This is a genomic window from Pseudomonas lijiangensis (assembly GCF_018968705.1).
In the GTDB taxonomy this organism is placed as follows: Bacteria; Pseudomonadota; Gammaproteobacteria; order Pseudomonadales; family Pseudomonadaceae; genus Aquipseudomonas; species Aquipseudomonas lijiangensis.
Genome location: NZ_CP076668.1, coordinates 4,708,958 through 4,723,797 on the forward strand (window position 1 = coordinate 4,708,958; position 14,840 = coordinate 4,723,797).

General features: G+C 58.8%; 16 protein-coding genes. 8 read left to right on the forward strand and 8 right to left on the reverse strand.

Annotated features, from left to right (window positions below; translation table 11 throughout):
• Positions 1–22: 22 nt before the first annotated feature.
• The 3 genes from KQP88_RS19630 to KQP88_RS19640 all read right to left on the reverse strand — a co-directional run bounded on the left by KQP88_RS19630 (position 23) and on the right by KQP88_RS19640 (position 2,760).
• On the reverse strand, positions 23–1,180 hold the full coding sequence (locus KQP88_RS19630; protein ID WP_216703962.1) for a phospholipase D-like domain-containing protein: 1,158 nt from the start codon (positions 1,178–1,180) through the stop codon (positions 23–25).
• Between the two features lie 138 nt (positions 1,181–1,318).
• Positions 1,319–1,657 (reverse strand): amidase, encoded by a 339-nt coding sequence (locus KQP88_RS19635; protein ID WP_216703963.1) that lies wholly within the window; start codon positions 1,655–1,657, stop codon positions 1,319–1,321.
• On the reverse strand, positions 1,654–2,760 hold the full coding sequence (locus tag KQP88_RS19640; protein ID WP_216703964.1) for a serine hydrolase domain-containing protein: 1,107 nt from the start codon (positions 2,758–2,760) through the stop codon (positions 1,654–1,656). Before KQP88_RS19640 ends, KQP88_RS19635 begins: the two co-directional genes overlap by 4 nt.
• Positions 2,761–3,125: 365 nt before the next feature.
• Between KQP88_RS19640 and olsB the strand changes: the two genes are divergently transcribed.
• Positions 3,126–3,881 (forward strand): L-ornithine N(alpha)-acyltransferase, encoded by a 756-nt coding sequence (olsB, locus tag KQP88_RS19645; protein WP_216703965.1) that lies wholly within the window; start codon positions 3,126–3,128, stop codon positions 3,879–3,881.
• Complete coding sequence (locus KQP88_RS19650) at positions 3,881–4,672, forward strand: lysophospholipid acyltransferase family protein (protein WP_216703966.1); 792 nt, start codon at positions 3,881–3,883, stop codon at positions 4,670–4,672. The genes olsB and KQP88_RS19650 overlap by 1 nt, the downstream gene beginning before the upstream one ends.
• On the opposite strand, the gene KQP88_RS19655 is transcribed toward KQP88_RS19650, so the two are convergent.
• Positions 4,630–5,229 carry an acyl carrier protein phosphodiesterase gene (locus tag KQP88_RS19655; protein WP_216703967.1) on the reverse strand — a complete coding sequence of 200 codons (600 nt, stop codon included), beginning with the start codon at positions 5,227–5,229 and terminating at the stop codon, positions 4,630–4,632. The two genes, KQP88_RS19650 and KQP88_RS19655, sit on opposite strands and share 43 nt — an antisense overlap.
• Positions 5,230–5,386: 157 nt before the next feature.
• Here KQP88_RS19655 and KQP88_RS19660 point away from each other — a divergent pair, with 157 nt between their 5' ends.
• Genes KQP88_RS19660 through KQP88_RS19670 form a run of 3 tightly spaced genes read left to right on the forward strand, consistent with a single transcriptional unit; the run spans position 5,387 to position 7,965 of the window.
• Positions 5,387–5,701 carry an ArsR/SmtB family transcription factor gene (locus KQP88_RS19660; protein WP_200995609.1) on the forward strand — a complete coding sequence of 105 codons (315 nt, stop codon included), beginning with the start codon at positions 5,387–5,389 and terminating at the stop codon, positions 5,699–5,701.
• Positions 5,702–5,727: 26 nt separating this feature from the next.
• The gene (locus KQP88_RS19665; RefSeq protein WP_216703968.1) at positions 5,728–6,894 is read left to right on the forward strand and encodes an MFS transporter; all 1,167 of its coding nucleotides are present in this window, start codon (positions 5,728–5,730) and stop codon (positions 6,892–6,894) included.
• A gap of 21 nt (positions 6,895–6,915) precedes the next feature.
• Positions 6,916–7,965, forward strand: coding sequence for an alkene reductase (locus KQP88_RS19670; protein WP_216703969.1), 1,050 nt, complete (start codon positions 6,916–6,918; stop codon positions 7,963–7,965).
• A gap of 63 nt (positions 7,966–8,028) precedes the next feature.
• Here KQP88_RS19670 and KQP88_RS19675 read toward each other — a convergent pair whose 3' ends face one another.
• The 4 genes from KQP88_RS19675 to KQP88_RS19690 form a co-directional block, all read right to left on the reverse strand.
• Entirely contained in the window at positions 8,029–8,790 is a 762-nt protein-coding gene (locus KQP88_RS19675; protein ID WP_216703970.1) for a hypothetical protein, read from the reverse strand.
• A gap of 234 nt (positions 8,791–9,024) precedes the next feature.
• A complete protein-coding gene (locus tag KQP88_RS19680; protein ID WP_216703971.1) occupies positions 9,025–9,879 on the reverse strand; it encodes an ATPase in 855 nt (284 codons plus the stop codon).
• Positions 9,880–9,945: 66 nt separating this feature from the next.
• A complete protein-coding gene (locus tag KQP88_RS19685) occupies positions 9,946–10,944 on the reverse strand; it encodes an NAD-dependent epimerase/dehydratase family protein (protein WP_216703972.1) in 999 nt (332 codons plus the stop codon).
• Positions 10,945–10,980: 36 nt separating this feature from the next.
• Positions 10,981–11,880 carry a LysR family transcriptional regulator ArgP gene (locus KQP88_RS19690; protein ID WP_216703973.1) on the reverse strand — a complete coding sequence of 300 codons (900 nt, stop codon included), beginning with the start codon at positions 11,878–11,880 and terminating at the stop codon, positions 10,981–10,983.
• 96 nt (positions 11,881–11,976) lie between these two features.
• Here KQP88_RS19690 and KQP88_RS19695 point away from each other — a divergent pair, with 96 nt between their 5' ends.
• The 3 genes from KQP88_RS19695 to ptaA all read left to right on the forward strand — a co-directional run bounded on the left by KQP88_RS19695 (position 11,977) and on the right by ptaA (position 14,716).
• On the forward strand, positions 11,977–12,579 hold the full coding sequence (locus KQP88_RS19695) for a LysE/ArgO family amino acid transporter (protein WP_216703974.1): 603 nt from the start codon (positions 11,977–11,979) through the stop codon (positions 12,577–12,579).
• A 204-nt stretch (positions 12,580–12,783) separates the two neighbouring features.
• Positions 12,784–13,365: a superoxide dismutase gene (locus KQP88_RS19700; protein ID WP_025261672.1), complete on the forward strand. Its 582-nt coding sequence runs from the start codon at positions 12,784–12,786 to the stop codon at positions 13,363–13,365.
• A gap of 244 nt (positions 13,366–13,609) precedes the next feature.
• Positions 13,610–14,716 (forward strand): pyoverdine biosynthesis transaminase PtaA, encoded by a 1,107-nt coding sequence (gene ptaA / locus KQP88_RS19705; RefSeq protein WP_216703975.1) that lies wholly within the window; start codon positions 13,610–13,612, stop codon positions 14,714–14,716.
• The last annotated feature ends 124 nt before the right edge of the window (positions 14,717–14,840 follow it).

Consider the following 14,840-nt stretch of genomic DNA (forward strand, 5'->3'; position numbering starts at 1 on the left):
GACCGACTCGATGCAATGGCAATCAACCCCGCCGATCCAGCAGATTGACCACCAACCGGTCAATCCACCCCCAAAGCCTCTGCTTGACCCTGCGCCACAAAGGCCGGGCCTTCCAGTCGGCCAGGGTGATGTTGGCGCTCAAGGCAAAGTCCTTTTCAAAGCTGGCTACCACATCACGAGTCAAGGACGGGTCGATGGCTTCAAGGTTGGCCTCAAGGTTGAAGCGCAGGTTCCAGTGATCGAAATTGCAGGAGCCAATGCTGACCCAGTCATCGATCAGCACCATTTTCAGGTGCAGGAAGCGCGGTCGGTACTCGAAGATTTTCACTCCGGCCCTGAGCAGACGCGGATAGTAGCGATGCCCGGCGTAACGCACCGAAGGGTGATCGGTGCGCGGGCCGGTGAGAAGCAGGCGCACATCGACGCCCCGCAAAGCCGCCTTGCGCAGTGAGCGACGGACTTTCCAGGTGGGCAGGAAATACGGCGTCGCCAGCCAGATACGCTTCTGCCCGCTATTCAGGGCACGCACCAGAGACTGCACGATATCGCGATGCTGACGCGCATCGGCGTAGGCAACACGACCAAAACCCTGCCCGGAATCAGGGACTCTTGGCAGGTGCCTGAGGCCGAAATCTTCAATGGGACGCCAGGCCGTGCGATGGGTGTTGGCGTGGAACTGACGGTCGAACAGTGCCTGCCAGTCGATCACCAGTGGGCCGGTGATTTCCACCATCACTTCATGCCACTGGCTGGCGGTCTGTTCCGGCTCCCAGAACTCATCCGTGACGCCCGTACCGCCTACCACCGCCAACGCTTTATCCACCACCAGCACCTTGCGATGGTCACGATAGAAGTTGCGGATCCCCCGCCGCCAATGGATGGGGTTGTAGAAGCGCAGGATCACACCGGCATCGATCAGTTGCCTGCGCAAACCGGCGTCGAAAGCCTTGGAACCGAAGTCGTCAAACAGGCAGCGCACGATCACACCGCGCCGTGCGGCATTGGCCAGGGCTTGAACGATGGCATCGGCGCAGGCTCCCGCTTCCACCAGATACAACTCCAGATCGACCTGCTGCTCGGCACGGTCGATGGCGGCGATCATGCGCGGGAAGAACGTCGGGCCATCAATCAGCAGTTGAAAGTGATTGTCCGGGCGCCATGGAAAGATCGCTCCCGCCACGTCAGCGTGCCTGGAAGATCAAGACAGCGGTAGCGGGAGTGGCGCGGGCCAGCAGCTTGGGCATGAAAACTCCGAATGCTCATTCGAGGACAACCTTATCCGCCTGTCAGACCGCTGGCAAACCACTCGGTTCGTCTGTCAGGGTTCCTCAGGCAGCAAACGGCATCCTTGGCGCGAGCCCTGCCATGCTGCAACGCTGCTGCGCCCCAGGCCGCTGGCACTGACCGACCTGGCGACAGGGTCGTCCGTCAGGATGGCGGGAATGTATTGCTTCACGTAACTGCGGCAGTACTCGGCAGGGTTGTTCATCACATAACGGCACGAACAATACTCCTTGGCCGTGTAGGCACTGATGATGGTGGGGAACGCCTGCAAGGCGACACGGTACTGCCAGGCCAGCACGGCGACCACGACGAGGACCAGCAAGAGCAGGCTGGAAAAAGGACGACGCAGGATAAACATTCGGCGTGCGCTCATTGCCCGCTCTCCTTGCCGAAGGCTGCTCGCAGCAGTTTGAGCATCCGGTTGTGGTCATAGCTGCCGTCGCGGTCATCGGCGTAGCGCACGATCACCAGCCCTTCACTAGGAATCACGTACAGCGCCTGTCCCCAATGACCGAGGGCCGCGAAGGTATCCGGCGGTGCATCGGGCCACGGGCCTGCGCCGCCGTCATGGGTGCGATTGAGCCACCAATGCCCGCCTGGCACTTCAGCACTGGCCAGCACGTTTTCACCCTTGAAGGGCTTCAAGACGAAATCCACCCATGCCGAGGGCAATAACTGTTTCTGTTGCCAGCGCCCGCCACGCTGCATCAACAGGCCGATACGCGCCAGATCACGTGCAGTCATGTAGGTGTAGGAAGACCCGACGAAGGTGCCGCTGCCATCGGTTTCCCATACGGCACTGCCAATGCCCAGCGGATCGAACAGCGCGGTCCATGGGTAATCCTTGTAAGCCTGTTCGCCCACCATGCCTTTGAGTGCAGCCGACAGAACATTGCTGTCGCCGCTGGAATACCGGTAAGACGTGCCCGCCACGCTGGCAACGCCATGGCTGGCGGTGAAGTGAGCCATGTCATCACGACCGCGGGTATAGAGCATGGCTACGACCGACGAGTTGAGCGGCGCGTATTCATAGTCTTCCTGCCAGTCGAGGCCCGAGGCCCAATGCAGGAGATCCTCGAGGGTGATGTCCGGATGCGCCTTGAACGGGCTGTAGAACTTCGCGACAGGATCATTCAATTGAAAACGCCCTTCGCCGAATGCCACACCCAGCACCGTGGCCAACACGCTCTTGCTGATCGACCAGGTCAGGTGCGGTGTCTGGGCCGTGGTGACTCCGGCATAGCGTTCATAAACGACGCGACCGTCGCGAATCACCAGCAAGGCATCACTGCGAATGCCTGCGCGGGTCGTATCGTCGCGAGGCGGAAAAGCGTAGCCCTCAAGCGCCTTGAGAGCGGTTGTCGGCCTGGCAGGCTCAACGCTCCATTGCTCATTCGGCCAGTCTTCGGCAAGGGCCGGGAAGACATTCAGGCTCAGCAAACACAACAGGCACAAGCGAACAAAACGACGGGCCATGGCCAGAGTCTCTGGAGGATAACCGGGCAACATTAGCAGGGATTCATGACAGAACCGGGAAGCCCATCAGGGGTAATGCCGATTAATCAAGGTCAATAAATCACTTTGTGGGAGGCAGCTTGCTGGCGACTGACTTCACATACAGCCACAGAATATCTGTCGGCTTTCAGGCCTTTTCGCCAGCAAGCTGCCTCCTACAGGTTTTTTTGCACCTTGCCTGAACATCATCCAGCGCCCCGTCACACAACCATCACCAAAGCTTCATGCCCATGACACGACCGGTCCCTAGCCTGCACGTACAGCAAAGCGCTTGGACAATTCAGTCAACCGGCCGCACTTGCATGGCTGGCTCATGGAGACTTGGTATGACCCAGATAGCCCGCATCCGTGACAACACTTCTGACCGTCGTCTTCAGGCCGAGCGCCTGATCGGAGCACACGCCCTGCAGGAAGCTCAGGCGTTGCGTTTCAGCGTGTTCAGCGAAGAGTTCAACGCCCGCCTAAAAGGCGCTGAACAAGGACTGGATATCGATGACTACGATGTTCACTGCTCGCATATCGGTGTTCGCGATCTCAATACCGGTCGCCTGGTGGCAACCACCCGTTTGCTCGATCACAAGGCCGCCAGTTCTTTGGGCCGTTTCTACAGCGAAGAAGAATTCAGCCTGCACGGCCTGCTTCATCTGCAAGGCCCGATTCTGGAGCTGGGCCGTACCTGCGTTGACCCGGCCTATCGCAACGGCGGCACCATCGCCGTGTTGTGGAGCGAACTGGCGGAAGTCCTCAACGAAGGCGGTTACAGCTACCTGATGGGCTGCGCCAGTATTCCGATGCAGGACGGCGGCATTCAGGCTCACGCGATCATGCAGCGTTTGCGCGAACGTTATCTGTGCACCGAAAACCTGCGGGCCGAACCCAAGAACCCGCTGCCGACACTCGACATTCCGAACAACGTGATCTGCGAGATGCCTCCCCTGCTCAAGGCCTACATGCGCCTGGGTGCGAAGATCTGTGGCGAGCCTTGCTGGGATGAGGACTTCCAGGTCGCCGATGTATTCATCCTGCTCAAGCGCGACGAGCTGTGCCCGCGCTATGCCCGTCACTTCAAGGCAGCCGTGTGATGAGCCGCATGCGCAGTCATGCGCGTGTTGCCAGGGTGTTGCTGGTGATTGCTGCCGGCCTGGTGATTGCCGCAGCCTTTGCCGTGCTGGAGCGTCTGAAAGTCGGCCGTTCCATGGAGCGCCGACAACGCTGGACCCGTTGGTTCATGGCTCGCCTGACCAACGCCCTGCCCTTTCGTGTCACTGTCAGCGGCAAGCTGCCGACTCAGCCGATGCTGTGGGTCAGCAACCATGTGTCCTGGACGGATATTCCTCTGTTGGGCATGCTCGCTCCGCTGTCGTTTCTGTCCAAGGCCGAAGTACGGACCTGGCCGGTGGCGGGCTGGCTGGCGCTCAAAGCTGGCACCCTGTTCATTCGTCGCGGCTCGGGCGACAGCCGCCTGATCCAGCGGCAGATGGGCAGCCATCTGCAACACGGCACGCCATTGGTGATTTTCCCGGAAGGCACCACCACCGATGGCCGCGCCCTGCGCACCTTCCACGGTCGCCTGCTGTCCAGCGCCATCGAAACAGGTGTGGCCCTGCAGCCGGTGGCGATTGCCTACACACGTGACGGCAAGCCGGACCCGATTGCGCCTTTCATCGGCGATGACGATCTGCTTTCACACCTGCGCCGCCTGTTCGCCAACGATCAGGGCGATGTACATATTCATCTGCTGGAGCCGATCCCCACTGCCGGCCAGGAACGTGCTGCTCTCGCGTTTCGAGCGCAGCAGGCTGTTCAGGTGGCGCTGTTTGGTGAAGTCGATCAGCCGAGCGAAGCGGTGTCGCGTCCTGCCAGGGCCGCTTGAGCGAAATCCTGCAGCAGCGGATAGAACTCGTCGAAATCCGCACTCAAGGGTTGGTACAGCGCCTGCAATTCCTGCATGGCGCCGACCAATCCTTCAGGCCGTGACAGACGCCTGGAAATCCCGAGCAGCACTTGCTCCAGCACCTCGAATTCCCGATACGAACCCAGCCAGTCCTGAGCAGCCATGCGTGGCGCGATCAGGGCCAGCCGCTCGGGCAACTGGCGCTCGGCGGCCAATGCGCTGTAGACCTTGCGGGTAAAGGTTTCCAGCGGGATATCGGCATAGCGATGCCAGTCCCGGGCCAGGCAATGATCGAAAAAGACATCCAGCATGATCCCCGCATAACGCCGCCGCTGCGCCGGAAAGCGCGCTATCGCATCCTTGATCAGTGGATGGTTGTCGGTGAAAGAATCGATGCTGCGATGCAGGCGGATCGAAGCTTCAAGCTCCGCAGGAAAACGCCCCGGCAAAGGCCCTTTGACGAAATCGCCATACAGGCTGCCGAGCAATTGGGCAGGCCGCTGGCCGCCAAGATGAAGGTGTGCGAGGTAATTCATGGAGCAAAGCCTACGCCGCTTTTGGGGTGTCGGTCCACATATCGTTATAACCCGATATACCAATTCATCCTGTGCTTAGTGCAATTTCATATTTGTATATCGCGAAATACGGATATAAGGTTCGTTCCATCGCGATATACCGTTAATTGAGAACGACATGACCATCGACCTCGACGAAATAATAAAAGCCCTGGCGCACCCCTTGCGCCGCGAGATCCTGACCTGGCTCAAGGATCCACGCGCCTGCTTTCCGAATCAGGAACACTCCATCGAGCACGGCGTATGCGCCGGTCAGATCGATCAACGTGCGGGCCTGTCGCAATCCACGGTTTCAGCCCACCTTGCCACCCTGCAACGCGCAGGCCTGATCAGCAGCAAAAAGGTCGGGCAATGGCATTTCTTCAGACGCAATGAAGAAGTCATCGAAGCCTTCGTTAAAGCCCTGGTGCAAGAACTGAACAACCAGCCTTGACGCCCCATTCCCAGAGGAGACGCCGCGTGCCCTTTCCCTTACTTATTCTGGCCCTGAGCGCCTTTGCCATCGGCACCACCGAATTCGTCATCATGGGCCTGCTGCCCAATGTCGCCGCCGATCTGGGTGTTTCGATCCCCGGTGCCGGCTGGCTGGTGACCGGTTATGCCCTCGGGGTCGCCATCGGTGCTCCCTTCATGGCTCTGGCCACTGCCAAATTGCCGCGCAAGGCCGCACTGGTCACGCTGATGGGGATTTTCATCATCGGTAACCTGCTCTGTGCCCTGGCCAGCGACTACAACGTGCTGATGTTCGCTCGTGTGGTCACTGCACTGTGCCATGGCGCATTCTTCGGGATTGGTTCAGTGGTTGCTGCGGGACTGGTTCCGGCCAACCGCCGCGCTTCTGCAGTGGCCCTGATGTTTACCGGCCTGACCCTGGCCAACGTGCTGGGCGTGCCACTGGGTACTGCGCTGGGTCAGTACGCCGGCTGGCGTTCGACCTTCTGGGCGGTGACCGTGATCGGCATCATTGCCTTCATCGGCCTGGTGCGCTTCCTGCCGGGTAACCGCGAGGAAGAAAAACTCGATATGCGTGCCGAACTGGCCGCACTCAAGGGCGCCGGTATCTGGCTGTCGTTGAGCATGACCGCGATGTTCTCCGCGTCGGTATTCACACTATTCACTTACGTCGCGCCGTTGCTGGGCGAGGTTACTGGCGTGTCGCCAAACGGCGTGACCTGGACCTTGCTGTTGATCGGCCTGGGCCTGACAGCGGGCAACGTCCTGGGCGGCAAGATGGCTGACCGCAGCATCCCGACCACGCTGATTGGCGTGTTCATCGCCATGGCTGTGATTTCCACCATCCTGAGCTGGAGCAGCGCGGTGCTGATCCCGGCTGAAATCACCCTCTTCCTCTGGGCGGTAGCTGCCTTTGCCGCAGTGCCTGCCTTGCAGATCAATGTCGTGACCTTCGGCAAGGCCGCACCGAATCTGGTGTCGACCCTGAATATCGGCGCCTTCAACGTCGGCAATGCGCTGGGCGCGTGGGTCGGCGGCAGTGTCATCGCTCATGGCCTTGGCCTGACCAGCGTGCCACTGGCCGCAGCCGCGCTGGCCGTGATTGCACTGCTGGTCACCCTGATTACTTTCCGCCAGACCGCCAATCCCGATCTGGCTCCTGCTACCAACTGATCATTTAAGAGGGTTCGACGCATGACAACTATCTTTGACCCGATCACCGTGGGCGATCTGCAACTGCCTAACCGCATCATCATGGCGCCACTGACGCGCTGCCGCGCCGACGAAGGCCGTGTACCGAATGCGATGATGGCCGAGTACTACGTACAGCGCGCCTCGGCAGGCCTGATCATCAGCGAAGCCACTTCGGTCACGCCGATGGGCGTTGGCTACCCGGATACACCGGGTATCTGGTCCAACGATCAGGTTCGCGGCTGGAGCAATATCACCAAGGCGGTACATGGCGCCGGTGGCCGCATTGTCATGCAACTGTGGCACGTAGGGCGTATTTCCCACCCTTCGTACCTGAACGACGAAACACCTGTAGCACCGAGCGCAATCAAGCCAGCCGGCCATGTGAGCCTGCTGCGTCCAAAGTCCGACTTCGTGACACCCCGCGCGCTGGAGCTGGCGGAAATCGGTGATGTGATCGAGGCCTATCGGACCGGCGCAGAAAACGCCAAGGCAGCCGGTTTCGATGGCGTGGAGCTGCATGCTGCCAACGGTTACCTGATCGATCAGTTCCTGCAGACCAGCACCAACCAGCGCAACGACCAATACGGCGGCACTCTGGAAAACCGTGCCCGTCTGTTGCTGGAAGTCACCGACGCAATCATCGAAATCTGGGGCCCGGGCCGTGTCGGTGTGCACCTGGCACCACGCGCCGACCTGCATGACATGGGCGACGACAACCTGGCCGAAACCTTTGGCTATGTAGCGACTGAACTGGGCAAGCGCGGCATCGCATTCCTGTGCTCCCGGGAGAAAGACGCGGACGACAGCCTCGGGCCGCAACTGAAGAAAGCCTTTGGCGGCGTTTACATCGCCAACGAGAGATTCACCAAGGCCAGCGGCAATGCTTGGCTTGCAGCGGGCAAGGCCGATGCCATCGCTTTCGGCGTGCCTTATATCGCCAACCCGGATCTGGTGGAACGCCTGGAAAAGGATGCACCGCTGAACCCGGCCAATCCTGAAACCTTCTACAGCAAGAGCCCGGTCGGTTATATCGACTATCCGCGTCTTTAACAGCAACAAGCGCCATAACCCCTGACCCGAAAGTGTCAGGGGTTATGCATTAATGCAGATTAATCACTTACCAACTTCAGCGGTACCCTGCACATTCCCCTCTGCATCAGTGATCGTGCCATCGGCCAACATCCATCGACCATCCGGGTACTTCACCGAACCATCCTTTAACAACCACGTACCATCTGCATATAGATAACTGCCATCCGGATATTGGATAGTTCCATCGGCATGCACGATAGTACCGTCCACCTTGTGCACGGTGCCGTCAGGCTGAGTGACGGTCTGCTCCTGCTCATTGGCAATATCACCATTGGGATAAGTAACGGTCCCGTTGGAATTGAATACGCTATTGAGCGGATGAACCAGTTGCAGAACCCCTGTTGCCGTATTGGTGACGCTCAATACTGTTTCCAGACGCGATGGCCGTGAAGGCGCTGGAGGCAGGGCTGGAACACCCATGGTCGGTGCCGAGCCACTCGCCACAGGTTTGGGCGGTACGGGAGGACCTGCAGGCCTTTCAGGTTTCGGTTTGACAGGCAGCACAGGCTTGACCGGTGGCTTCGGTGGTTGCACCGGTTTGACCGGAGGTTTGGGTGGCTGCACCGGCTTGACGGGTGGCTTGGCCGGAGGTTGTTGCGCCTTTGACGGAAACTTGGGAGGCTTGGCAGGCGGTTTGACACTTTTGGGTTGCTTTACTCCAACCGAAGATTTTAGCTCCAGACTTGCCAGTCTGGCAGGATTCGTCTTTACATCAAGAACTTCACTGTAACTTTCGGCACTGTCCTCGACAGCAGGAACGGCTTCATCTTCTACGTTTTTCATACTTTATGATTCCTTTCATGATTGAAAATCCTTTTAAAACCACACCTCCACAGTAATAGTTGTAAACAGATATTTGCTATATTTATTTATTGCGTTAGATATTTTTTCACTTGAATTCAGCACATTAAAAAACGTGCACAGCACGATGCCATTCGCCTGTTCAAGCGAATGTCTCTGTATCAAGGTAACGGAGTTGACCAGACCCGCGACGAAGTTGTCGCGGGCCTGTGGATGTTATCGGCTGGCGTTGATCTGCTGCGACAGCGTCTGGATCTGGCTGGTCAGCGTGTTGATATTGCGGGTCACCTGAGCACGAAAGGCATCGAACTCGGCGGTGTTGCCGCTGGCAGAAGGTGCCGGGCGGTTTTCCTGTTCGCTCTTGAGCACAACAAGGTCCTGTTCAAGACGCTCGATGGCCGCAGAAGGGTTGCCCTGTTTTTTCAGGGTCGCCACATCGGCACTCAGGCTCTTGAGCTGAGCATCCAGCCTGGCCTGATCGCTCTGGGCGGCTTTCAGGTCCGGCAATGCAGTCTTGATGGCAGTCAGTTCAATGGCAACGTTCTTGAGCTGTTCCTGCAACTGCGCATTGTCATGCTGTTGCTGCGCAGCCTGTGTGGATATCTGCTCCAGACGCTTGTCCAGGCTGGTTTGCTGCCCTTCGACACCTGCGCGTTGCTTGTCCTGATCTTCCAGTTGCGCCTCAAGAAGCTTGATGCGCTGCTTGAGGGCTTCGCCATCGCTGCTCAGGGATTCGGTCGCGACCACCTTGCCGGAAATATCCTGCAGGCGACCAGCTGCTTCCTCGCTGATGCGGGCAAAGCTTTCCTGGGTGGCGACCAGTTGCTGTTCCATCAGGGAAACCTGCTGGAAGCTCCACCAGCCCAGACCACAGAACGCAATGAACAAGGCGCCCACCAAAGCCCAGAGCGGACCGGTGCTCGGCCCTTTGACCTTGACCACCGGCGTGGTGCGCGAGTGCACGGTCGTGCGTTCACGAGCGCCCTTGGTCGGGACGAAATCATCGTCATCGTCGTCCTTGGCGCTGAGGTTCGGAACGTCATCGACGTCGTCGTATGGATCGTTACGCATGGGTAACCCTTTAAAAGAAACGGTTGAAACCAAAGTTGCGCAGTATAACCGGGCTCTGTTGCCGTTTCAGCGCGAACCACCCTGCTGGGCCGACCACCAGCCACAGAACTCATCCAGAGCAGTCCAGAGGCTGACTCTGGGCTGGTAGTCCAGATAATGCCTGGCCCGGCTGATATCAAGCGTGAAATCCTTGTTCATGACCTGCATGCCCAACCTCGACAGCGTGGGTTCAGGTCGACCCGGCCACAACAGGCATGCAGCTTCGTTGATGGCCGCGGCGGTATACGCCAACCGGTATGAGCGATAGCGCGTGACCTGCGGCAACTGCATCTGACGCATCACATAGTTGATGGCATCCCACAGCGGGACCGGCGCACCATTGCTGATGTTGTAAGCCTTGCCCAATGCTGCACCGCTCGCCAACAGACTGCTCAGCATTGCCTCGTTGAGGTTCTGCATGCTGGTGAAGTCCACCACGTTCAACCCGTTGCCCACGATTGCCAGACGCTTCTTGCGCTGCATGTGCAGCAGGCGCGGGAAAATGCTGGTGTCGCCCGCACCCGTGACAAAACGGGGCCGCAAGGCGATGACTTCAAGCCCGAACTCTTCGGCGCCAAATACCTTTTGCTCGGCCAGGTACTTGGTGCTGGCGTAGTGATTGTGCAAGCGCCGGGGCACTTGCTCTTCCTTGATGTCGCGGTGCGAACGTCCGTCGAAATAGATCGACGGCGACGAAAGATGGACAAGCCTTCGCACTCTTTGTTTCAGGCAGGCCTCGACAATGTTTTCGGTGAGCTGCACGTTGCCCTGGACGAAATCCTGGCGAGTGCCCCACAAACCGACCGCACCGGCGCAATGCACAACGGCCTCCACGTCATGACACAAGGCCTTGACCAGCTCCGGGTCCGACAGATCACCCTGGATGAACTCGGCCCCGCGCCGTACCAGATGCTCGACACCTGTGGCCCGACGGCCATTGATACGCACGCTCATGCCCTGCTCAAGAGCAAAACGCGCAAAGCGTCCGCCGATGAAGCCGCTTGCGCCGGTGACCAGAATCTTCATTTACCGCTCCCACATTTCATATGTCTGCACTGACGCTCACTTGTCGTTCAGGGGCACCAGCCACTTGCTCGCCTGCCGCACCAGATTCTCAGTGAGGCGGGTCAACAATTGACCGCCATTGCGCCAGTGGTGCCAATACAAGGGCACATCGATGTAGCGTTCAGGCACGAGTTCGCGCAGCGAGCCTTGCTGCAATTGCGTCTGCACCTGCAACTCGGGCACCAGCCCCCAGCCGACGCCAGCCTCTATCATCCGCACAAACCCTTCGGACGAAGGGCACAGATGATGCTCGAAACCGCCCTCGCACCCAAGCAGGGCAAGGTAGCGATGCTGTAGAAAGTCATCGGGGCCAAACACCAGGGCCGCTGAACGCATCAGCTTTTCAGGGCTGACGCCTTCGGCGAAATACCGTTCGATGAACGCCGGGCTGGCCAGCGCACGATAGCGCATGGCACCCAGCAACTGGCTACGGGCGCCGGCTACCGGTCGCTCGCTGCCACACAGGCAGGCGGCCACTTCACCGGCACGCATGCGCTTGAGACCCACGTCCTGATCCTCGACCACCAGATCCAGCAACAGCCGCTGCTCGGCACAGAAGGCCCCTACCGTCGGCGCCCACCAGGTTGCCAGGCTGTCGGCATTGATCGCGATGCGCAGCCGTTCAGGCAGGCCATTTTCGTCCAGCGCAGGCACCAGGCCTTGCAGGTCACGCTCCAGCAGACGCACCTGTTGAACGTGGTTGAGCAGGCGCCTGCCGATATCGGTAGGCGTGGGTGGCGTGGCCCGCACCAGCACCGGCTGGCCAATGCGCGCTTCAAGCAACTTGATGCGTTGCGAGACGGCCGACTGGGACAACCCCAATACCTGAGCGGCACGCTCAAAACCGGCCTGTTCAATGACAGCCGCCAGGGCTGACAGTAACTTGTAATCGAACATCAGTTTTCCTAATGAGGAATCAGGAATATTGGTTTTTCTTATACACCCCAAGGCCAGACAATCGCTACCTCTTCTCGGCATTGCGGAATTCATTTCATGTGGCAAAGTTATTTCAACGGCCTGTTGGTCGCGGGCGGCCTGATCATGGCCATCGGTGCACAGAATGCTTTTGTCCTGGCACAAGGGCTGAGACGCGAACACCACGTGCCGGTGGCGATGCTGTGTATTCTCTGCGATGCGATTCTCGTCGCTGTAGGGGTTTTCGGCCTGGCCAATGTCCTGGTGCAGAACCCGACCCTGCTGGCAGTCGCACGCTGGGGCGGCGTGATCTTCCTGACCTGGTACGGCATACAGGCACTGCGTCGCGCCTGCTCGCGCCAAAGCCTTGAGCAAGACGCAACCGCTGGCCAGAGGTCACGCCGCGCGGTATTGCTCAGTGCTCTGGCTGTCACGCTGCTCAATCCCCATGTCTATCTCGACACGGTGCTGCTGATCGGCTCGCTGGGCGCGCAGCAAAGCGCACCGGGCGCCTATGTCGCCGGTGCCGCCAGCGCTTCGTTTCTGTGGTTCTCGACCCTTGCAATCGGCGCGGCCTGGCTCGCCCCATGGCTGGCACGCCCGGCTACGTGGCGAATGCTCGACCTGATGGTGGCCGTGATGATGTTCAGTGTGGCGGCACAATTGCTCAGGGCTGACTGAAAGGCTTTTGCTTTTACGTGATAAATGGACGCAACGGCTCTGGAACCTTTATCCCACACACTTGTTGCGTGGTTATGCCGAAAGGCCGGTGCTATGATCCGGGGTCTGCGCCGCAAAAGAGTAAAAACTCCCGGTGCATGCTGTATACGGCCGCCCGTGATCGGCCTTGCGATTCCCGCAATCGACTTGATAAGGAGATGAACCATGGCTTTTGAATTGCCACCTCTGCCCTATGCAAAAGACGCTCTGGTGCCACACCTTACTGCTGAGACACTGGAATACCACCACGACAAGCACCACAACACCTATGTCGTGAACCTGAACAACCTGGTGCCAGGCACCGAGTTCGAAGGCAAGACTCTGGAAGAAATCATCAAGACTTCTTCGGGCGGTATCTTCAACAACGCCGCTCAGGTCTGGAACCACACTTTCTACTGGGAATGCCTGTCGCCAAACGGCGGCGGCGAACCAACCGGCGCTCTGGCCGATGCCATCACCGCTGCATTCGGTTCCTTCGAGAAATTCAAGGAAGAGTTCAGCAAAACCGCCATCGGCACTTTCGGTTCCGGCTGGGGCTGGCTGGTGAAGAAAGCTGACGGCTCCCTGGCTCTGGCCAGCACCATCGGTGCAGGCAACCCGCTGACCAGCGGCGACACCCCGCTGCTGACCTGCGACGTCTGGGAACACGCTTACTACATCGACTACCGCAACCTGCGTCCGAAGTACGTCGAAGCGTTCTGGAACCTGGTGAACTGGGACTTCGTGGCCAAGCAATACGCTGCCTGATTCCTGCTGTTTACAAAAAAACCCGGCCATGCCGGGTTTTTTATTGTGTGCCATTCAGTCCTTTGATTTAAAAAGAAATCCTGCGCTCTCCAGCGCCGACCCTGTCCGCCCTCCCGAATCCCGCCGGTAAATATCCTTCGCTTGCTATCGTTTCCATCAACGAAGACCCCGTCACTCAAGGCATGCGCACCACTAATACGCCATTACGAGTGCAGACGTTCGCAACCAACAAGGGACTTACTCCATGTCATCGGTCAGCCGTCGTTCTTTCGTTACCCTCTCTGCCCTGGCCTGCACAAGCCTGGCGCTCCCGCGAATCAGTTCAGCCGCTCCCGCAACCAAGCATCCTGCCGGCAATGACAGGATTCATCTCGACTTCAATGAAAGCCATTTAGGCCCTTCTCCCCTTGCACTTGAAAAGATGCAGGCTGGTGCAGCCTCGACAGGACGCTATCACTACGGCGCGCAATTGAAACTGATCGAGCTGTTTGCCAGGCAGAATCAGATACCCAGTGATTACGTGCATGCCTACAGCGGCTCGCGTGAACCCTTGCAGTACGCCATTGCGGCCTTTACCGATGAGCACCGCAGCCTGGCTCTCGCGACACCTTCCTATGATGCGCCCATCGAAGCGGCTAACAGTCAGCAGGTCGCCTTTCATGAAGTACCCCTGCTACCTGACGGGGCACATGATCTTGAGGCCATGCTGAAAGCCGACAAGACACCCGGCCTGATTTACATCTGCAACCCCAACAACCCCACCGGGACCGTGACACCACACCAGCAGATAGAAAAAGCCATACTCGCCAAACCCGAAGGTTCGGTGGTGCTGATCGATGAGGCGTACATTCACTTCTCGGATGCCGCCAGCCTTGTTCCGCTGGCAGCCAGGCGCAAGGATGTTCTGGTCCTGCGCACCTTCTCCAAGCTCTATGGCATGGCAGGAGCCAGGCTGGGTCTGGCGGTAGGCCATCCCGAACTGCTGGAGAAAATAGAAGTTTGGGGCGGCAACAATTTCGTCCCGCTGCCTGCCGCAATGGGCGGTATGGCCAGTCTTGAAGACCCTGACCTGGTAAGACAGCGCAAGCAACTCAATACCCGTGTACGCGAAGAAACCCGTGCCTTTCTCGCAAGTCATGGATTCACCTGCACGCCTTCCCAGGCCAATTGCTTCATGATCGATACCGGCCATGAGGCTGAGAAAGTCATTGAGGGATTGGCCAAACGCAATATTCTGATTGGCAGGAAATGGGACGTCTGGCCGACTTGGGTGCGAGTCAGCATCGGGACTGAAGCCGAAATGCAGGCATTCCGCCAGGCCTTCCTCGAAGTCGTACAACAATTGACCTGAGTTTCTGGATAGGCGCTCTGGATCGGCTTTCTTCCCCCGCTTCGTGCCAGCGGGGGCATCCAACTGCCAACCTGATACTGCCGGTTTACATGTTGCCAGAAGGCAATAGCATACTAATATTACT